25 protein-coding genes and 1 riboswitch are annotated in these 19989 nt (G+C 39.1%); of the genes, 19 read left to right on the plus strand and 6 right to left on the minus strand.

Translation table 11 applies throughout. The features are described 5' to 3' along the window. Positions 1 to 171: 171 nt before the first annotated feature. The 4 genes from KSU66_RS16485 to KSU66_RS16500 all read right to left on the minus strand — a co-directional run bounded on the left by KSU66_RS16485 (position 172) and on the right by KSU66_RS16500 (position 2859). The gene (locus tag KSU66_RS16485) at positions 172 to 759 is read right to left on the minus strand and encodes a 5' nucleotidase, NT5C type (protein ID WP_269052556.1); all 588 of its coding nucleotides are present in this window, start codon (positions 757 to 759) and stop codon (positions 172 to 174) included. Further along, positions 756 to 1880, minus strand: a complete 1125-nt coding sequence (gene ispG, locus KSU66_RS16490) for a flavodoxin-dependent (E)-4-hydroxy-3-methylbut-2-enyl-diphosphate synthase (protein WP_269052557.1) — start codon at positions 1878 to 1880, stop codon at positions 756 to 758. The genes KSU66_RS16485 and ispG overlap by 4 nt, the downstream gene beginning before the upstream one ends. 85 nt (positions 1881 to 1965) lie before the next feature. Then, a complete protein-coding gene (locus KSU66_RS16495) occupies positions 1966 to 2304 on the minus strand; it encodes a hypothetical protein (protein ID WP_269052558.1) in 339 nt (112 codons plus the stop codon). Between the two features lie 45 nt (positions 2305 to 2349). After that, positions 2350 to 2859 (minus strand): DUF1189 family protein, encoded by a 510-nt coding sequence (locus tag KSU66_RS16500; RefSeq protein WP_269052559.1) that lies wholly within the window; start codon positions 2857 to 2859, stop codon positions 2350 to 2352. A 212-nt stretch (positions 2860 to 3071) separates the two neighbouring features. Here KSU66_RS16500 and KSU66_RS16505 point away from each other — a divergent pair, with 212 nt between their 5' ends. The 9 genes from KSU66_RS16505 (at position 3072) to KSU66_RS16545 (ending at position 12545) form a co-directional block, all read left to right on the plus strand. After that, entirely contained in the window at positions 3072 to 4703 is a 1632-nt protein-coding gene (locus KSU66_RS16505) for a Na/Pi cotransporter family protein (RefSeq protein ID WP_269052560.1), read from the plus strand. A 24-nt stretch (positions 4704 to 4727) separates the two neighbouring features. Beyond that, on the plus strand, positions 4728 to 5210 hold the full coding sequence (locus KSU66_RS16510) for a DUF456 domain-containing protein (protein WP_269052561.1): 483 nt from the start codon (positions 4728 to 4730) through the stop codon (positions 5208 to 5210). Between the two features lie 115 nt (positions 5211 to 5325). After that, positions 5326 to 5928 (plus strand): superoxide dismutase, encoded by a 603-nt coding sequence (locus tag KSU66_RS16515; protein ID WP_269052562.1) that lies wholly within the window; start codon positions 5326 to 5328, stop codon positions 5926 to 5928. A 170-nt stretch (positions 5929 to 6098) separates the two neighbouring features. Beyond that, complete coding sequence (locus KSU66_RS16520) at positions 6099 to 8213, plus strand: peptidoglycan D,D-transpeptidase FtsI family protein (protein WP_269052661.1); 2115 nt, start codon at positions 6099 to 6101, stop codon at positions 8211 to 8213. 134 nt (positions 8214 to 8347) lie between these two features. Then, the gene (gene rpmG, locus KSU66_RS16525) at positions 8348 to 8497 is read left to right on the plus strand and encodes a 50S ribosomal protein L33 (protein WP_269052563.1); all 150 of its coding nucleotides are present in this window, start codon (positions 8348 to 8350) and stop codon (positions 8495 to 8497) included. Between the two features lie 58 nt (positions 8498 to 8555). Beyond that, positions 8556 to 9134, plus strand: a complete 579-nt coding sequence (locus KSU66_RS16530) for a 5-formyltetrahydrofolate cyclo-ligase (RefSeq protein ID WP_269052564.1) — start codon at positions 8556 to 8558, stop codon at positions 9132 to 9134. 23 nt (positions 9135 to 9157) lie between these two features. Beyond that, complete coding sequence (locus tag KSU66_RS16535) at positions 9158 to 9337, plus strand: YqgQ family protein (RefSeq protein ID WP_269052565.1); 180 nt, start codon at positions 9158 to 9160, stop codon at positions 9335 to 9337. Positions 9338 to 9472: 135 nt separating this feature from the next. Further along, positions 9473 to 11371, plus strand: coding sequence for an LTA synthase family protein (locus tag KSU66_RS16540; protein WP_269052566.1), 1899 nt, complete (start codon positions 9473 to 9475; stop codon positions 11369 to 11371). 76 nt (positions 11372 to 11447) lie between these two features. Next, a complete protein-coding gene (locus KSU66_RS16545; RefSeq protein WP_269052567.1) occupies positions 11448 to 12545 on the plus strand; it encodes a hypothetical protein in 1098 nt (365 codons plus the stop codon). A gap of 72 nt (positions 12546 to 12617) precedes the next feature. Here KSU66_RS16545 and KSU66_RS16550 read toward each other — a convergent pair whose 3' ends face one another. Further along, positions 12618 to 12794, minus strand: coding sequence for a DUF2759 family protein (locus KSU66_RS16550; RefSeq protein WP_269052568.1), 177 nt, complete (start codon positions 12792 to 12794; stop codon positions 12618 to 12620). A gap of 161 nt (positions 12795 to 12955) precedes the next feature. Between KSU66_RS16550 and KSU66_RS16555 the strand changes: the two genes are divergently transcribed. Continuing rightward, entirely contained in the window at positions 12956 to 13594 is a 639-nt protein-coding gene (locus KSU66_RS16555) for an MBL fold metallo-hydrolase (RefSeq protein ID WP_269052569.1), read from the plus strand. A gap of 55 nt (positions 13595 to 13649) precedes the next feature. Here the strand turns inward: KSU66_RS16555 and KSU66_RS16560 are convergent, their stop codons facing one another. Then, positions 13650 to 13892 (minus strand): DUF2626 domain-containing protein, encoded by a 243-nt coding sequence (locus KSU66_RS16560; RefSeq protein ID WP_269052570.1) that lies wholly within the window; start codon positions 13890 to 13892, stop codon positions 13650 to 13652. Between the two features lie 256 nt (positions 13893 to 14148). Between KSU66_RS16560 and comGA the strand changes: the two genes are divergently transcribed. The 9 genes from comGA (at position 14149) to gcvT (ending at position 19952) form a co-directional block, all read left to right on the plus strand. Next, a complete protein-coding gene (gene comGA / locus KSU66_RS16565) occupies positions 14149 to 15156 on the plus strand; it encodes a competence type IV pilus ATPase ComGA (RefSeq protein WP_269052571.1) in 1008 nt (335 codons plus the stop codon). After that, positions 15113 to 16192, plus strand: a complete 1080-nt coding sequence (gene comGB / locus KSU66_RS16570; protein WP_269052572.1) for a competence type IV pilus assembly protein ComGB — start codon at positions 15113 to 15115, stop codon at positions 16190 to 16192. The genes comGA and comGB overlap by 44 nt, the downstream gene beginning before the upstream one ends. A 15-nt stretch (positions 16193 to 16207) precedes the next feature. Continuing rightward, positions 16208 to 16513, plus strand: a complete 306-nt coding sequence (gene comGC / locus KSU66_RS16575; RefSeq protein ID WP_269052573.1) for a competence type IV pilus major pilin ComGC — start codon at positions 16208 to 16210, stop codon at positions 16511 to 16513. Then, positions 16510 to 16962 (plus strand): prepilin-type N-terminal cleavage/methylation domain-containing protein, encoded by a 453-nt coding sequence (locus tag KSU66_RS16580; protein ID WP_269052574.1) that lies wholly within the window; start codon positions 16510 to 16512, stop codon positions 16960 to 16962. Before comGC ends, KSU66_RS16580 begins: the two co-directional genes overlap by 4 nt. Next, complete coding sequence (locus KSU66_RS16585) at positions 16955 to 17254, plus strand: hypothetical protein (RefSeq protein WP_269052575.1); 300 nt, start codon at positions 16955 to 16957, stop codon at positions 17252 to 17254. The genes KSU66_RS16580 and KSU66_RS16585 overlap by 8 nt, the downstream gene beginning before the upstream one ends. Continuing rightward, positions 17239 to 17688: a competence type IV pilus minor pilin ComGF gene (gene comGF, locus KSU66_RS16590; protein ID WP_269052576.1), complete on the plus strand. Its 450-nt coding sequence runs from the start codon at positions 17239 to 17241 to the stop codon at positions 17686 to 17688. Before KSU66_RS16585 ends, comGF begins: the two co-directional genes overlap by 16 nt. Then, positions 17669 to 17848 (plus strand): hypothetical protein, encoded by a 180-nt coding sequence (locus tag KSU66_RS16595; RefSeq protein ID WP_269052577.1) that lies wholly within the window; start codon positions 17669 to 17671, stop codon positions 17846 to 17848. Before comGF ends, KSU66_RS16595 begins: the two co-directional genes overlap by 20 nt. Before the next feature lie 31 nt (positions 17849 to 17879). Then, positions 17880 to 18395 (plus strand): shikimate kinase, encoded by a 516-nt coding sequence (locus KSU66_RS16600; RefSeq protein WP_269052578.1) that lies wholly within the window; start codon positions 17880 to 17882, stop codon positions 18393 to 18395. Positions 18396 to 18617: 222 nt separating this feature from the next. After that, positions 18618 to 18709: riboswitch (glycine riboswitch) on the plus strand. Between the two features lie 139 nt (positions 18710 to 18848). Then, positions 18849 to 19952 carry a glycine cleavage system aminomethyltransferase GcvT gene (gene gcvT / locus KSU66_RS16605; protein ID WP_269052579.1) on the plus strand — a complete coding sequence of 368 codons (1104 nt, stop codon included), beginning with the start codon at positions 18849 to 18851 and terminating at the stop codon, positions 19950 to 19952. The last annotated feature ends 37 nt before the right edge of the window (positions 19953 to 19989 follow it).

Genomic DNA, 19989 nt, shown 5'->3' on the forward strand with positions numbered 1-19989 from the left:
TTTTATATTTTTCAGCTAACCGTTTATATCCAAGTAGTCCCGCTAGATATTCACGCACAATCATTACTTTAAATTCATCACTATATTTAGCCATAATAAAACACCCCAAAAGTTAGTTTTTAACTCTAACTTTTGGGGTGCACTACAAAAAGAGTCGTACATCGGTCTTTTTTATTTTGTTAGGGCATTTTCAATAGCGAATAATTGCTTGATTTGCTGGTTTGCTTCGTTCCAGTCATAGACCCGAATGACACCTTCTGGAATGGGTTTCCGGTTGTACGGTGTGTCGAATAAGATAACGGGAATATCGAGTTCTTCGTGAATGTCGACCGCATTGTCATGCTTGTCTTCAAAAAATGCGTGAACCCCGAACTTTTTTGCGGTTTCAATCTTATGATGACTTCCAATAAGTTCAATGTGATCGAATGGAATCGCTTCGCGTGTGAACCAATTACTAGTTCCTTCGTGGACGTTATTTCCGCGAGCAGAAATGTAGTAAAGCTCGTACCGAGTACTCCATTGCGTCAAGATTTCCTGTGCAAATGCTTGTGCAGGGGACGTGTCGTAAATATGTGACTCAGCGACTTTATACCATTCGTAAAATGTATCTTTATCGATTGGAAATGCTTTCGTTAAGTCGTATTCCGTAATATCTTCCAGTTCAAGATTGCATCCAAACTGTGCATTGATATGCGGTAAAAGAGACGTCGGGCAAGTTACCGTACCGTCAATATCAATTCCGAAACGGAATTTCCTCATTCTATTTTACCAGCTTCTAGGAGTAGTTCTTCTTGCCTTTTCTTTTCGAAGTATTCTTCGGCAAGTTTGTCAATTTCCATCTTCAACTCATCAACCATCGTAGCTTCAGGTACTTTTCGAACCGTTTTACCTTTCATGAACAAAAGTCCTTCTCCGCGTGCGCCTGCAATTCCAATATCGGCTTCACGTGCTTCACCAGGTCCATTTACTGCACAGCCGAGCACTGCAACTTTAAGCGGTGCTTTAATAGTAGAAATATATTCTTCTACTTCGTTAGCTATTGTAATTAGGTCAATTTCAATTCTTCCGCATGTTGGGCAGGAAATCAATGTAGCTGCATTTGAAGAAAGACCAAATACTTTTAGTAGTTCCCTAGCAACTTTAACCTCTTGTACTGGATCCGCACTTAGCGATACACGTAACGTGTTTCCAATCCCGGCGGATAGAAGTGTGCCAAGTCCCGCAGCACTCTTAATAGAGCCCGCAAACAATGTTCCTGACTCTGTAATTCCCAAGTGAAGGGGATAGTCGAATGCAGCAGCAGCTTTCGTATACGCTTCAACAGCGAGGTTAACATCAGATGCTTTTAGTGACACGATGATATCGTGGAAATCAAGGTCTTCTAAAATTTTAATGTGATGAAGTGCGCTTTCAACCATTCCATCGGCCGTAGGGTAACCATACTTTTCTAGAATCTTTTTCTCGAGCGATCCAGCGTTGACACCGATTCGAATCGGTATACCTTTTGCTTTTGCCGCATTGACAACTTCTTCAACTTTACGTTGTCTTCCAATGTTTCCTGGATTGATACGGATTTTGTCAGCACCTTGTTCGATTGCAATAAGTGCAAGCTTATAGTCGAAGTGGATGTCCACAACGAGTGGAATGTTAATTTGTTTTTTTATTTCACCAATTGAATAAGCGGCACGTTCGTCTGGACATGCAACGCGTACGATTTGGCAACCCGCTTCTTCAAGACGTAAAATTTCAGCAACTGTTGCTTCGACGTCATGTGTTTTTGTAGTTGTCATACTTTGGATGAATAATTCGTCACTCCCACCGATAGTCAAATTACCGACTCGGACGGGACGGGTGTTAGCTCTTTTTATAATTTCAGTCATTATGTTCTCTCCTTAGTTGGCCTTAGCCATGAATCACTGCTACCTATTTTATCAATCAAACAAGCAAAAAGACAAGAGACAACCCTTATCTTCTGGACTCTGTGCATTTTTTCGCTTGTGTGCTCGATAATGGCAGTAAAATTTTCTCGCCTCCAACGATGTCTTGTAGCTGAAGGTGAGGATTTAATGAATAAAATTCAGATAATCTATCGATGAAACTGGCGGACGGATCTGGGTAGAGGGCGAATAATGATTCAATCGTATCCCCCACAACAGACGTAACCGGAATAGACAAAGTTTCAATTTCATCGCATTGCACAGATTCTTTCGCAAAAGAAGCCATTGGGATTGTACCTTCCGCGAGGTCGATGCGAATAAAGTGAATAGTAATAAATAATACAGCTGCGATTAGTAGTATTCTCATGGAATTCCCCCTTCTGCCACACTATGTGTGGATAAGGGAGGTTATTCATTGAGGTTGTTTAGGGTAATACTTAGCTGCGAGCACAATATACGTTATATGAACAGCAGAAGTAATCAACGTTGTTAAGTTATAGGTATTCATTATGGGGAAATAATCGAAAGCAATCGTTAATAGGAGTGGAACTGTTAACGCGATTGCAGAAGTTCTCCATATATGAAGAAACTCTCCACGTCGTTTCATAGCCTTTAAAATAATCGTTCCGGCATAAGCAAATAATGTAATTCGAATAAAAATATAAAATGTACTGATGACTAATTGCATAAGAAATGCAATCGGATAAATGAGCCAGCCAATTGTTTCACCATGCTGTTTTAACTCGGGTGAGTCGGCAAATAAAGTGACATCATTGCCAGAAAACCGTAAAAATGAAATAAGTGTAAAAAATGTCACGAAAACAAAGACATACGAAAATACTTTGCCGATTGACAATAGCCGAAATGCTGCCAGTTTTCTTGGCTCATGAAGACTGGCGCGGAAAATTTGATGAAATTTCATATAAAGATGACCTCCTAAGTCTATAAACAGTCTACCATTTTTATGGGGTTATCACGATCTAACCAATTTCGACAGTTTGATGGCGATTTCGACAAGATTATTAAGGGATTGTTAAGATATTGTAAAGATTCATTTCTTCCTATTTACAATAGCCATTAGCTATCGCGATAATAGGGTGCAACATAAAAGTATGATTGGGGCTGACTACGAAAATGGAGATAAACTGGCAGGAGATGTTATTCCAGTTTTTAGGTGGACTTGGAATCTTCTTATTTGCAATTAAATATATGGGTGATGGACTTCAAAAAGCCGCCGGGGACAGACTTCGGGATATTCTAGACAAATTTACGACGAATCCATTTATGGGGGTTCTTGTCGGAATTGTAGTTACAGTCCTCATTCAATCGAGTTCAGGGACGACGGTTATTGTAGTTGGACTCGTAAGTGCAGGCTTCATGACGCTACGTCAAGCAATCGGAGTAATTATGGGTGCAAATATCGGAACAACGGTAACAGCATTTATCATTGGTCTAGATGTCGGTGCCTACGCACTCCCAATTATGGCAGTAGGCGCATTCTTAATTTTCTTCGTTAAGAAAAGCTCTGTTAAAAACCTTGGTGAAGTTGTTTTCGGTTTCGGGGGGCTATTTCTTGGTCTCGAATTAATGAGTGACGGAATGAAACCACTTCGTGACTTAGATACATTTACAGATTTAATGATTTCGATGAGTGACCAGCCTATTCTCGGCGTAGTTGTCGGGACGATATTTACGTTAATTGTACAAAGTTCGAGTGCTACTGTAGGTATACTGCAAGGGTTATACGCTGAAAATCTTGTTGACCTAAAGGCCGCATTACCTATCCTTTTTGGAGATAATATTGGGACGACAATTACTGCGGTTCTAGCGTCAATCGGAGCATCGGTTGCTGCAAGGCGCACTGCTGCTGCACATGTTTTGTTTAATATTATTGGAACAGTTATATTCCTGATCCTTCTTATTCCTTTTACTGCATATGTCGAGTGGATTTCTTCGGTACTAGCACTTGAAAATAAAATGCAAATTGCTTTTGCACATGGTTCGTTTAACATTGCGAGCACAATTCTTCAGTTTCCACTAATCGGTGCATGGGCATATCTAGTAACAAAAGTAATCCCGGGCGAAGACGTAACGATTGAGTATAAACCGAAGCATTTAGATCGTCACTTCATCGAACAATCGCCTTCGGTGGCGATTGGACAAGCGAAAGAAGAAATTATTCGAATGGGTGCGTTTAGTATCCAAGGAATGAACGAATCTTACGAGTATTTGAAAACGGGCAATAAAAAGCACGCTGAAACGGGTTACCAAATAGAAGATGCCATTAATAACTTAGATCGTAAAATTACGGACTATCTTATAGAGATTTCATCTGTTAGTATTTCTCCGTTGGAGTCTGAAAGACATGTAATGCTTATGGAGACGGTTCGTGATATCGAACGAATCGGAGATCACTTTGAAAATATTATCGAATTAATTGATTACCGAGATGTTAATAAAGTAAAATTAACGGAAGATGCAATGGAAGATCTAGCGGAAATGTTTACATTAACGATTGAAACGGTTCAAAAAGCAGTCGACTCGCTTGACTTGAATGATATGGATTTAGCAAGGACAGTTGCACAAAAAGAAGATTTAATAGACAAAATGGAACGCAAGTTTAGAAAAAATCATATTTTACGATTGAATGAAGGCAGTTGTACAGCACAAGCAGGGATGGTTTTCGTTGACATCGTATCGAATCTTGAACGAATCGGAGATCATGCAGTCAATATTTCAGAAGCAATTCTTGGAAAACGTAATTAAAATTGCATACTAAGGGGGAGTAAGTTGGAAATAATCGGTGTTATTGTCGCAATCTTGTTTTTCATCGTTGCTTTTGCGGGTCTTATTTACCCGATTATTCCGTCCGCCCCGTTTATGGCTATCGGTTTTCTCGCCTATGGTTTCATCGTTACATTCGATGGGTTAGGCTGGTTGTTTTGGAGTATTCAAGTTCTGTTTATCATTTTATTGTTTGCAGCAGATACACTTTCCAATTTGCTAGGCGTCAAGAAATTTGGCGGTTCGAAAGCGGGTATGTGGGGCAGTACAATCGGTCTTCTTGTTGGACCATTTGTCATCCCGGTTGCCGGTATCCTTCTTGGTCCGTTTCTTGGAGCGGTTATTGGGGAGCTTATTGTTACTAGGTCTGGGTTTAAACAATCGTTGAAAACGGGGATTGGGTCGCTTATTGGCTTTTTAACATCAGTTGTGACAAAAGGAACGATTATGGTTGTCATGATAACTGTGTTCTTTTTCTTTATTAAATAAAAATGAAATGGACTATTCGACACTAGAATAGTCCATTTTGTTTGAAGATTTTTCATAATTTTGCTAATGTTAGTCGTGTAGCATATAAACGAATTTTTTTAGGAGGAATGGACTAATGGCTTACAAATTACCAGAATTACCTTATGCGTATGACGCACTAGAACCACATTTCGACAAAGAAACGATGAATATTCATCACACGAAACATCATAATGCGTACGTTACAAACTTGAATAATGCACTTGAAGGACATGAAGAACTTTCCAACAAGTCAATTGAAGACCTAATCTCAAATATGGATGCGATCCCAGAATCTATCCGTACTGCTGTTCGAAATAATGGTGGGGGACATGCAAACCACTCACTTTTCTGGGAACTTTTATCAGCTGAAGGTGGCGGAAACCCATCTGGAGCACTTGCTGAAGCAATCGACAAGAAATTCGGTAGCTATGATGCATTTAAAGAAGAGTTTGCAAAAGCAGGTGCAACACGCTTTGGTTCTGGTTGGGCATGGCTCGTACTAAACGGCGACGATCTTGAAATTACGTCAACACCAAACCAGGATTCTCCAATCATGGAAGGTAAAACACCTTTATTGGGTCTAGACGTTTGGGAGCACGCTTACTACTTAAACTATCAAAACCGTCGTCCTGATTACATTGCAGCATTCTGGAATGTAGTTAACTGGGATGAAGTTGCAAAGCGTTACGGTAAATAATTAGTAGAAAATGCAACAAAGCACACATCTTGTTCGTCAAGATGTGTGCTTTTTCTATTTGGGGTGGTATAATTTATTATTGGTAGACGGGGAGGCGAGATAGCGTGAAAAAACAAGTTAGAAAAGCAGATGATGCGAAAGTACAACAACGGAAAAGCATTGCATTCCGTATGAACTTTCTTTTCTTTTCAATATTCATCCTCTTTTCTTTGCTCATTCTGCGTCTTGGGTACTTGCAAATTGTGAAAACGGAAGATTATGTGCGAGCGCTCGAAAGAACAGAGGAAATTCCTGTAAATACGAGTGTCCCACGGGGGCGAATCTTCGACAGAAACGGACATATCCTTGTTGATAATGAACCGAAAAATGCAATTACATATACGAAAATGTCGGGAACAAAATCAGCTGAAATGTTAGAAACGGCGGAAAAACTAGCAGATTTAATCGAACAAGATACAAGACGAGTGACGCTTGGAGACAAAAGAGACTTTTGGATATTGAAAAATAAAGACGCTGCCGAAAATAAAATTTCGAAAAAAGAACTACAAAAAATTAGGGAAGACTCATCGCTTACAAGCGCACAAATTCAACGGGAAATTACGAGGTTGACGCGCGAACGAATTACGGAAAAGGAACTCAATTCATTTACAGAACAAGAACTTGAAGTACTCGCGATTTACCGTGAAATGATGTCTGGATACGCCTATTCACCACAAATTGTGAAAAGTGGGGATGTGACGGACGAAGAATATGCTATGGTATCCGAACAGTTAAGTGACTTGCCTGGTGTGAATACAACAACGGACTGGGAACGTGTACGAAAATCTTCGAATACAATTCTAGGGACAACAACTAAACCGTCAGAAGGGATACCTAAATCCGATGTCAACTACTTTCTGTGGAGGGATTATTCCAGGAACGACCGCGTAGGACGAAGTTTCTTGGAAGAGTATTATGAGGATTTGTTGAAAGGACAAAAAACGGTTGTCAAAAATATTAAAGATCGAAGCGGAAAAGTAGTTGAAACAAAAACAGTAAAAGAAGGCGAGCCTGGAAAAGATCTTATACTAACGATTGATAGTGAGTTAAATAGTGAGCTTGAAGCTATTGTTACTAGTAAATTACTGCAAGCTAAAGCAGGGGCTAATACACAAGCGCTTGATAGGGCATTTGTTGTTGTGATGAATCCTAAAAACGGAGAAGTGTTGTCACTTGTAGGTAAACAATTAGTGACCGATAAAGAAACAGGCAAAAGAGAAGTTAGAGATTATGCATTTGGTACGTTTACAGATTCTTATGTACCAGGATCGACCGTGAAGATGGCCACACTTCTAACGGGCTACCAAGAAGGGGCAGCTCAAGTAGGAGGAACTAAGGTTGATGAAATGCTCCAATTTGCGGGAGGAATGAAGAAAAGTTCTATATTCAACCGAACATTCAGAAGAATACCTATGAATGATATTCAAGCAATTGGGCGATCTTCCAACGTTTATATGTTCAAAACCGCGTTGGCAATCGGGAATGGAACGTATAGAAGAGGCGGTAGACTTTCACTCGATAAAGATTATGCATTTGAAATAATGCGTAATTCTTATGAATCATTCGGTCTTGGGTCAAAAACAGGCATCGATTTGCCGGGAGAAGCTGTACATATACCGGGACTACCTGAAAAGCATGGGTTGATTTTGGACTATTCAATTGGTCAATATGCTACTTACTCGACTCTTCAACTTGCGCAATACGTTTCTACCATTGCAAATGACGGTTACCGAGTGGCACCTAGGGTGTTGAAAGAAATACGGGAGCCGTCTCCGGATGGAACGAATTTTGGACCTATCGTTCAAGAAAGTGAAATTAATGTATTGAATCGTATTAATAATACTGAGCAAGAAATAGCCCAAGTAAAGCGTGGGATGAATTACACATACACCGGAAAAAATGGTACGGCAAGGGGTCTATTTAATGGGAAACCGTATACCGCAGCTGGTAAAACTGGAACGGCTGAGGCTAGTATTTCATTAGAAAATAGGTCTGGTGACCGCACGTTTTATAAAACAATCAACTTATCGCATGTTGGTTTCGCGCCATACGATAATCCTGAAATTGCCTATGCGATAATAATTCCTCATATATCGACAAATCAAAGTAAATATCCTCCTGCTCATAACGAACTTGCGTATGCTGTTGTTGATAAATACTTTGAATTAAAAGCGAAAAGGGCATCTGAAGTGACTAACTCAACTGTTATCGAAACCGTTAAACCTTCGTTGGAAATTGAAAAGTAATTTAAAATCTTTACATGCATTTCGATTATTTCATTCTTTTTACTGGATAAATCCAGTCGGCGTGTTATAATTAAGTAGTCGTATAAATCATGCTCATATACAATTTTATCTACTGTTGAGTGGGAGGGACATCAATGCGCACAAATATTATACTTGCTTGCACAGAATGCGGTGAGCGCAACTATATTTCTAAGAAAAACAAACGTAACAATCCAGAACGTCTTGAAATGAACAAATATTGCTCGCGTGAAAAGAAACAAACTTTGCATCGTGAAACGAAATAATCGCTCAGGCCAAAACCATTCACGGTTTTGGTTTTTTATTTCGAACTGGAGGGTTCATATGGATAAAAAGCTAATAAGGAATCGTATGCTTGAAGTATTGAATAAGATGAGCGTGTCAGAGTACGAAACATTATCTAAGAAAATTACAGATCAAGTGATTGCGTCGGAAGAGTTCATAGCTGCACAAACAATTGGACTTACAATCTCGCGTTTTCCAGAAGTAAATACACTACCGCTAATTGAGGCGGCTTGGGCGATGGGAAAACATGTGGCTGTTCCAAAATGCATCCGTGCGACACGGGCAATGGATTTTCGGCTAATCACTTCATTTGATAATATAGAAACAGTTTATATGAATTTATTGGAACCTATTCTTTCGGAAACGAAAGCTATTAAAAAAAATAAGATCGACATTCAAATTGTACCAGGCGTTGTTTATTCAAATGATGGCTTCCGTATTGGGTTTGGTGGAGGTTATTATGATCGGTACTTAACCGAATATACTGGGGACACGATCTCTATGGCATTTGATTGTCAAGTTGGATCTGCGGTACCGACAGAGAATCATGATGTTCCTGTTGAAAAAATCTTCACGGAAAAAAGACGAATTATTTGCGGGGAAGGCAGCGAATTATGAAAGACCTTATCGGGGTAATTCAATTGTTGAAGAGATTTGGCATATATACGTATACGGGAAATAGAAAAGATGATATCGAATTAATGCGCTTGGAAGTGAAGGATCTATTTGATAGTGGTTTGTTACTTAAGGAAGATTATTTAAGGGCAGTGCTTATTTTAAGTGGCGAGTCGTCGAAGGAATCTTCTAATGTGCGTAAATAGTCATGCTTATGAGTGCTTTGGACTCATTCTTGTATGAAATTGAAACTTTTAACGGGTTCGTCCGTCTATTATATAGTGACGAAATAAAATAGATTTGGTATTTTTCTACAGCTAATTTTGAAAGGAAGAGAAGGAATGAAAAAATTAAATTGGCCACGACATTCCGTACTCATCATCGCGATAGTCGCAACATGGATTACAACGTATGTAGGCTACTTAACAAGCTTTAATATGAAAATTGATAATAAGATGCAGGAGTTTATTCTTTTCTTAAACCCTCTGAGTTTCCTCTTGTTTGTTTATGGAATTGCGCTATTCATGAAAAGTGCGAAGCGACGGAATACTTACTTGATTTCCGTCAGTATAGTTACATCTATTGTTATGTTTAGTAACGCGGTATTTTATCGATTTTTTAATGACTTTATTACTCTGCCAGTATTATTTCAAACGAGTAACTTTGGTGATTTGTCCTCATCAATTACAGGGAATTTACACGGAACGGATGTCTTTTTCTTTGCGGACGTCATCATTATCATACTAGCGATTAAATTCATCCCTCCTGTTGAACATGTAAAAAATGAAGGGAAAATGACACGTAAACTGTATTTTGTTATGACTGCAGTAGTTATGATGTTGAATCTTAGTCTTGCAGAAGCAGAAAGACCACAACTACTTACAAGGAGTTTTGATAGAGAGCTTCTTGTTAAAAATATTGGGGCATACAATTATCATATTTATGATGTTATTTTACAGTCGAAATCACATGCACAACGCGCGTTAGCGGATGGTAGTGAACTTGTAGAAGTGAGTAACTACATTAACGCCAATTACGCGGAACCTGATCCAGAGAAATTTGGCATCGCCAAAGGTCGGAATATTATTGCGGTTTCTTTAGAATCGTTACAGTCATTTGTGATTAATGAAGAAATGAACGGAGAAGTTATTACTCCTTTTCTAAATCAATTATCCGCGGATCCCGATACGTTTTACTTCCCTGAATTTTATCACCAGACAGGGCTTGGGAAAACATCTGATTCGGAGTTTATTTTAGAAAACTCTTTGTATGGAATTAACGGTGGTGCTGTATTTTTCACGAATAGTGGGAATACGTACGAATCGCTATCGGAACGTCTAGGTGAAAATGGTTATTTCACAAATGTTATGCATGCGAATGGCCGAAGTTTTTGGAACCGTGATATTATGTACAATGCGCTTAAAATAGACCAGTTTTACGATGTTGAAAGCTATAAGATTGAAGAAGGGGAAGCGGTCAATTGGGGCATGAAAGACATTCCTTTTGTGCAGCAATCTGTTGAACTAATGAAAGACATGCCGCAACCATTCTACTCACGTCTTATTACGTTAACAAATCATTATCCATTCGATTTGGATGAGGAAGATATGTTAATCGAACCATATGATTCGAACTCGAAGACATTGAATAAGTATTTCCAAGCAGTTCGTTATATGGACGAAGCGATTAAAGTCCTCTTTGATGAACTAAAAGAAAGTGGCTTATATGATAACTCGATTATCGTAATGTACGGTGATCATTACGGAATTTCAGAAAATCATAATAAAGCAATGGGAATGTATTTGGATAAAGAAATTACACCTTATGACAATGCGAAACTACAACGTGTTCCATTGTATATCCACATTCCGGGATATGGAAAAGGAGAAGTCGTAGACGAGGTTTCTGGTCAAGTCGATCTTCGTCCAACAATTTTACACCTTATGGGAATTGAAACAAAAGGTGATTTACAACTCGGAGCAGATATTTTTTCACCAGAACACGAGCCGCTTGCAATTTTCCGTGATGGACGATTTGTAACCGATAAAAATGTCTTTGTAAAAGATGTTTGTTACGATACGGAAACGGGTGAAGAAACGGATAGTGCCGGGTGTGATTCGATGGTTGAGCGGATTGGAACGGAGCTTAATTATTCGGACATGACAATCATTGGTGACCTTCTTAGATTTAAAGAGAAAGATTTGGGGCAACCCCTTTTCGAACAAAATAAAGCTCAGTAAAAGGTAAGCTACTGCACGGGGTTCTTATTCCGTGCAGTTTTTTTTAGGATTTTTTGGAGAGAAAGGAGCAGGTGTGTTGAGGAGAATATTTATCGTCGTAGGTTTGGCAGTAGTGATACTAGTTGGATGTGTTCAGAAAGCAGATGAAAGTCCGGCTATCATTGGGAAAACAGAAACAAAAACAAAAGATGTTGAAAAAGTAGATATTGCAAGAAAAGTTTACGAAGCGGACCAATCTACGTTTCATTTTGTAGGGGATTGGCTATCCGATTCAAAAATTGTATTTGTTGAGAAAGATTTAGGTTTATATTTAGTAAAGACGTTTGATGTTGAAACAGGGGAAGTAGAGCTATTATACGAAGATCCATTTATTATTACGGATGTGCTAATCCATCCTTCGAAAGAGTATATTTTACTTCACACATCGGATAATCCTAATTCTGCGGTGATTAAAGTGCTTTCAATAGACGGTGTCATACATAATGAAATTTCAATTGAATCATCGGAACTGGCGATTGAATGGAATAATCTGGACCCATCGCTTATTTTGTTTACAGCATTCGATAGCGATTGGACATTCGATACATTTTTATATAACGGAAAAGATGAATTATTTACACTTGTGGAAATTGATGGGCCGTTTCCAAAATGGTATGGGACTAAAAAAATTATTACCGGTTACTTTGATGAGCATGAGCTAGATAGTGGCACCCTTGTTGTTTATAATACGGAAACGGGAAGTTCTGAGCTAACTGACATAGCGAATGTCGTTTATTTCGATACATATGAGGAATCTATACTTGTTGTTCGTATTGATGATGAAAATAATGCAATTTACACGATTATGGATTTGGATGGACTTATAGCATCAGAGTGGAAAATGCCTGCTGTAAGCAACTACTCAGAATGGGTTTTTCAAAAAGTGACTTGGGACGGCCCGAATCGCATCTTTTTACCGGCGCCTGAAGAAAGTGGGGAACTCGATGACCTAACAAGTCCTTATCACCTTACAAGCATCGTAGATGGGCAGCAGGAAGTTTTAGTGAAGGATATTACTCCAAGCGTACTGCGATGCTCACCGGACGGGGAGAAGTGCCTAACGGGATATGCCTCCGAAAAACTGATTGACTTAAAAACAAAAGAAGAAATAGATTGGATTCAATTTAGGGAATGAAAAAGAAAAGCGTGAGCGTTTTAAATATAATAAAAAACCCCTTTGCCAGCAAATGCGCAAAGGGGTTTTTTATTATAGTGCTACTGGGTAACCTTGGAATATAATTGTTGCAATAGTAAATCCGCCAAAAACAACACAAGCTATAACGTTGAACAAAACACTTAAAATATTTCGCTCTTTAACAGCTTGAACCGTTCCGACAGCTGCCAAAATACCAATAAGCCCGAAAATAACCATCAATAAGTTCATTGTGAAGACACTCCTTTCGACATGGAAAAAATGAATGCCGTTGTAGCAATATTCCTCTTCTATTATAATGCGTACAATTAAATTTGTCGAGGGTAATAAGTGACGATTGTTTGAAAACGTTTAGTAGGTTGCGTAGTATAATTTAGTAGGAGGCGAAAAACATGTTGAAAATAAACACATATCCACTTGGACCGATCCAGACAAATTGTTACATAATTCAAGACGAAGTAGGTAATTGTTTAATTATTGATCCGGGTGAGGAAGGTCAGCGGCTTATTAGTGAAATTGAAAGAGCTGGTCTCGAACCTTCAGCGATTCTTTTGACACACGCCCATTTTGATCATATTGGTGCAGTTGACGTCGTTAGGGACCGATTTGCCATTCCAGTTTATATTCATGAGTTGGAAAATGAATGGCTTGTAAACCCCGAGTTGAACGGTTCAACCCGTTATCCTGGACTGCCAGCCGTAAGTAATCGCAAGGCTGAGCATGTACTTAGTGCCGATGGTGTTATGAATGTCGGTCCGTTTACATTTGAAACCCGTCACACACCTGGTCATTCGCCTGGTAGCGTATCGTATATTTTTAACGATGCCCGAATTGCGGTTGTTGGTGATACGTTGTTTCAAGGTAGTGTAGGAAGGACTGACCTTCCGGGTGGGGAGACGGATGTACTATTGGCGTCAATCCACGATAAGTTATTAACATTGGATGACGACTTTGTTATCTATCCAGGACACGGTCCAGCGACTACACCAGAACGTGAAAAAGATTCTAATCCTTTTTTGAATGGTTTTTGATAAAAATTTAAAACAAAAAACAGCCTTATATAGGCTGTTTTTTTGTTTGTTCGAATTAGTGTGCGACACCTTGTACGTGTATGAATGTCGAATAATAACTGAATCCGACCATGAACACCATTAGGTATGCTCCAAACATGTACATATACATACGCTCTGTAAGGTTTAAGTAGCCAAGTAGTAGGAAGAAAATTGTGCTCGCAACAAAAAGAAGTGCAGCAGGCAACATATCACCTACAAAAAACATTACTGCGAATATACCTGTCCACCAACCCATCAGTTTAAACATGTTATCCATGTGTGCGTCCCTCCTTAAAAAAACATTACAATAAGCTCTCATTCATTATAAAGGATACCACTCCCGAATGTAAACTTCAATTGAACATTGATTGTGACAAAGAAGTGTAGTTCCCATTTAAAAAGATCATACTTCATCGCGAAGTAGCTTGACACAATTCGACTTTGCTTAGAAGTATTCCAATTCATATTGGCACGTAGTATACTTTTAAGTAAGGCGGAAACGGTCATCCGTCTAAATGAAAGAGGGGTGTTGAATGGAACAACGTAATAATATTATTGAACGTAAATGTATGGAATTACTTGAAAAAGCACTTGCCTATGAAGCGACAGATATTCATCTCATACCTACAAAAGAAGCATACGATGTCTCATTTAAAAAAGATTCCCAACTTGAAAAGTCCGGAACAATCCCCCCACAATTGTCGGACCGAATGATTTCGTTCTACAAATTTCTTTCCTCTTTAGATATAAGCGATAAGCGTAAACCCCAAAGCGGTTCTTTCCATAAACAGATACAAGATGAGAACTTTTCTTTTCGCGTGTCTACAATCCCTTCAGTTCATTTAAAAGAAAGTGTTGTTATTCGTATACAAAAACATGAAAAAATCCTTTCCATTGACGATTTATGTATCGAAAAAGTATGGGCCGATCAATTACGTCAAGTGACTACCGAACAGCAAGGCCTCGTTTTCATTAGCGGGCCAACTGGCAGTGGAAAAACAACTACTTTGTATTCATTAACAGCACATTGTGTGAATCAGCTCAATCGACATGTAATTACGCTTGAAGATCCTGTTGAAAACAATCATTCACATTTACTTCAAATTCAAGTTAATGAACGTTCGGGTATGACGTATGCTTCGGGTTTAAAGGCCATCTTACGTCATTCTCCAGATGTCATAATGATTGGTGAAATTAGAGACAGTGAAACAGCAAAAGTTGCTGTTAGCGCTGCACTTACGGGACATTTAGTTTTTTCAACCGTGCATTCAAAAGATCCAGCTGGTTGTTTTCATCGAATGTTGGATTTTGGTGTTTCAGCAGAAGAATTGAGACAAACAGTAGTTTGCATTGCTACGCAGAGGCTCGTTCGAACGAGCAACGGAAAAGCTGGTGCGGTATTTGAAATTATTAGTGATGAAATGCTGAGCGAAATGACTGACACAATTATGAAAGGAGAAAGGGTCGTATATCCGAAAGAAATTCGAGTTGAAACGCTTGTTCAGAAATACAATCGCCCTTTACGTAAAACCGATGGGTAAAGTCAACAGAAAGAAAAAAATGTTGTTACTGCATCGGTCTGCATTTTTGAAAAGGCTATCTATCCTTTTAGAAGAAGGTTATCCACTTCGCGATGCGCTTTATCTTTTATTGCCACATCATTTAAAAGAATATAATTTTGTACTTGAAGAGATTGATGAAAAATTTAGAAGTGGATACGGTGTAACACAGATTCTTAGTTATTTAGGGTTTTCATCTGGATCTTTACTGCCTGTTGTCATCGCGGAAGTGGATGGCCGTCTTTCGGACGCCCTTCATGGAATGGCGATACGTTTGAAAAAGTCGGACGAAGCACAAAGAAAGATCAAAAGGCTTTTGGCGTATCCTACTACATTGTTTATATTTATTACGTTGCTACTTCTTGCGTTTCGAAAGTTTTTTTTGCCCAATATGGAAGCGCTTGCCGCGTCAAGAACTGATGAAGGCAATGGGTTCCTTTCAGCCCTTCCGATGTTGGTGGCGCGACTTCCTGATTTGATTTTCGGGACAGGCGCTTTACTAGGCGTACTAGGGATTGGCTGTTACTTATTGTATAAAAAGTTTACGCCTGATAAAAAAATTCGAGTATTAACGGCACTTCCTGTCGCCGGGAAAGTGTTTTCACTGTGGAAAACGAGGACTTTTGCGAGCGAAATGGGAAGTCTTCTACAATCTGGCTTGTCTATGCAAGATGCATTGGATGTACTAATCAATCAAAAGCTTGATCCGATACTTAGTGAGATTTCGAAAAACGTTAAAAACTATGTTATTTTCGGAGAGCCGTTCCATTCGGCTATTGCGTCAACAGCTGGGCTTTCAAATGAATTTTCATCTTTTGCAAAACATGGGGCGGATAGCGGACATTTACCAAAAGAATTAATTATTTATAGTGAACATCTGGATGAAAGAATTGACCGTCAACTTGCAACGGGACTTGCGGTACTTCAACCCGCGTTGTTCAGTCTAATTGCAATTTGTATTTTGGCGGCTTACATCGCATTGTTATTACCGGTTTACGGGATGATCGATAAAATTTAAAAAGGAGGAAACAAAATGAAAAAAGTCAACAATGAACGAGGATTCACTTTGATAGAAATGATGATTGTACTCCTCATCATCTCCGTATTAATTCTTATCGCAATACCGAACGTAACGAAACAATCGAAGTCTATTGATAAAAAGGGATGCGAGGCTTATGTATCGATGGTTCAATCACAAGTTGAAGCGTATAAAATGGATACAAGAAGTGTTCCTACAATTGATGAACTTTCTGGGGAAGATTATTTTGGGAAAGAACCGGTATGTCCGGATGGAACGACCATTTCAATCGATGCCGATGGGAAAGTAACTTCAGGTTGAATCGGGTAAAAAGGAAAGTGGGTAGGGAAGCTGGTTTTACAATGCTTGAACTACTTCTTGTTCTATCGGTCGTATCTATTTTAACTTCGATAATTCTTCCGCTTGGCGATCGTTGGATTCAGAAGACATCAGAAGAAGATGCGTTGAAAGCATTGGTTGCAGAAATTCAAAGCTTACAAAGTTACTCTATGGCACACGGTGTGTATACAAAACTGGATTTTCGGGATTTAGGCAGGGTGTACGTATCGTCTGCACCTGGAAGGGATGAATTTTCAAGAACAACTTTACCTGAAGGAATGAATGTCCCCGATTGGAGTTATTTAAAAAGTGTGGAGTTTCATCCGAATGGTGATATTCGCAATCTTGGCACGCTAACCATTCTTACGCAAACACGTATAATTCATATTAAATTTCAATTTCAACGGGGAAGGATGATCATAGATGGATGAAAAAGGATACTCTTGGATGGAAGCAATGCTAACGTTAACTATCCTTGTCGTTATCTTCGGCACGCTCCTTCCCGTTGCAACTAATATGACAGCCGTTCTTCACAATAAAAAACAATCGATGCACGCGTCTGAAATTGCCTATCAAGGTGCGATTATTCATAATGCGTATGGCATTACGAAAGGTACACGCTCGTTCGAAGGTTCCGATTTCGACTGGAATGTGACGGAAAAATCGATTTGTGTCAGTTATCCAGTAGCTAATAAGGTGGCGACTAAATGTCTAGATTATTAAACCACCGCGACGAAAAAGGCTATACATTTGTTGAAAGCTTATTTCAATTAATTATTCTAACGGTTTTTGTTCAGTTTATCGTCTTGTTTTTCCTTTGGAAAGCATCGATTGAACAACAATACACAAATATGGCAGTTGTCGACTGGGAATTATTTGCGGCCGATTTTCAGCAAAACCTATCGGATGTCGAGCAGCTAGCAATACATCCGACAGGAAGAGGAGTCCAATTTGTAAATAGCCGAGGTGTAATCGACATTGAGCAAGGTAATGCTGTTATTCGAAAACGAGTGGATGGCAAAGGGCATGTCCCGTTATTGACTAATATTAGATCAGCTACATTTTCGCTTGAAGGAACGACTTTATACGCATACGTAACATTGATAGATGGCTCGCAAAAAGAAAGGGGGTTTGCGGTTGGGCTCTATCCGGAATGAGCAAGGTGCAATGCTTGTAACTGCAATAATATTATTATTTTTCGTTAGCCTCTTTCTTTTCTCTATCGTTTCATGGCATGATAGTATGTACAGAAGTTTTGATTCGCTTGAAACGTACTACGAAAATGAAACAATGAAGATAATGAAACGGGATGAGTAAGTAAAGCCCGTCCCGCGGAGTAGGTGAGAAAATGAAGAAGGTCTATTTAGTTGGTTTTATGGGATGTGGAAAAAGTGCGATTGGTAAAAGGTTAAGCTTTGCGACGCGGCTTCCATTTTATGATATGGACTCAGAAATTGAAAAAAGAGTTGGAATGCCAATCCCGGAGATTTTCGAAAAGTATGGTGAAGCTTATTTCCGTGAACAAGAAACGGAATTTCTTCGTTCATTTCGTGATGAGTACTGTATTATTGCAACTGGCGGTGGCGTTCCGATGAAAAGAGAAAATCGGGAACTTATGCGTCGCTCGGGACTTGTATTTTATTTGAATGCGCCGTTTCGTGACATATGGCGTCGAATATCGACGGATCGCAATAGACCTATCGTGCAACGTTCGACGCGGAACGAGCTCGAAACACTTTATAATGAGCGGATTCCTCATTATTTACGAGTGGCCCATTTTAAAGTGGAAACAGAAAACAGAAAGCTGCGTCAAGTTACTGATTATTTGGCGTTTCAAGTAAAGCGTTTTAAAGGGAATAGTTGATTTAATAACGGGAATTCACTGTGAATTCCTGTTGTTTTTCATTTAAATGTAATGAATAATTAATTTACATATGTAAATACGAACGAAATTTGATTTGAAATCATTTTCGTTCGTGTTAAGGCTGATTAATTAAAAGGATTGCACTTAAAGATATCTAATGTTAAGATATAAGGTGAACGAGCAGTTTATGCTCATGTTACTAAACTAAATGAAAAGTAGCGGATGATTGTATGGGGAGAGAACGCTTAGGCGTCGCCGAAGGAGCAAGTAACGAAAGTTATGAATCTCTCAGGCAAAAAGACTCTTACATGACGCGTCTCTGGAGAGTGTCGGATTATCCGACCACCAACGAGGAAAGCCGCAAGGTCAAACTTTCAGGTACCCGGACAGAGGTTCCCTTTATGACTAGGGAATCTCTGTCTATTTTTTTGGAAAATTAAGGAGGAATTCACTTTGACAACGACATTGAAACGCACTGCTTTATTCGACAGCTACGCTGAATACGGTGGTAAAACAATCGATTTTGGTGGTTGGGATTTACCTGTTCAATTTTCGAGCATTAAAGCCGAACACGAAGCAGTACGCACAAAAGCGGGTCTTTTTGACGTATCGCATATGGGCGAAGTACTTGTGAGTGGTAAAGGTTCACTTCCATATTTACAAAAAATGATGACGAATGATGTCTCCAAACTAAAAGATGGCCAAGCACAATACACAGCGATGTGCTATGAAAACGGCGGAACAGTAGATGATCTCCTCATTTACAAACGCGGCGAAGATAATTATTTACTCGTTGTGAATGCTTCAAATATTGATAAAGATCTTGAATGGATGAATAAACATATAACAGAAGATGTGACTATCGAAGATCTATCTGCATCTTATGGACTGCTTGCTTTGCAAGGACCACTTGCAGAAAAAGTGCTTCAAAAACTGACAGCCGAGCCACTAAACGAAATTAAGTTTTTCCGCTTTAAAGAAAATGTTCAAATTTGCGGTCAAAGCGTTCTAATTTCAAGAACTGGCTATACTGGTGAAGATGGATTTGAGCTATATGCTGCACCCGAAGCACTTGTCGTTTTATGGGAAGCAATCTTAATGGCTGGAAAAGAGGAAGGCGTTATTCCAGCGGGGCTAGGAGCACGCGATACACTTCGTTTTGAGTCGGGTTTACCGCTTTACGGACAAGAACTATCTCAAGATATTTCACCGCTTGAGGCAGGATTAGGATTTGTTGTAAAAGTAAATAAAGAACAGGATTTCTTAGGTAAAGAAGCACTAGCGGCTCAAAGAGCAAACGGTGTTCCTCGTAAGCTTGTTGGACTTGAAATGATTGATAAAGGCATTCCTAGGACGGGTTATGAAGTACTTATTAATGATGAAATAGTTGGCGAAGTAACTACGGGTACACAGTCACCTACTCTTCAAAAGAACATCGGCTTTGCACTTATCAATTCAGAACATGCTGAACTAGGTACGGAAGTCATTGTTCAAGTTCGTAAACGACAATTAAAAGCAGTTATTTGTGCAACACCATTTTATAAAAGAGAAAAATAAAAGCTCGAAAATTTTGATAGACACCAAAAGTCCGGAA

It is taken from the genome of Sporosarcina sp. G11-34 (genome assembly GCF_026931025.1).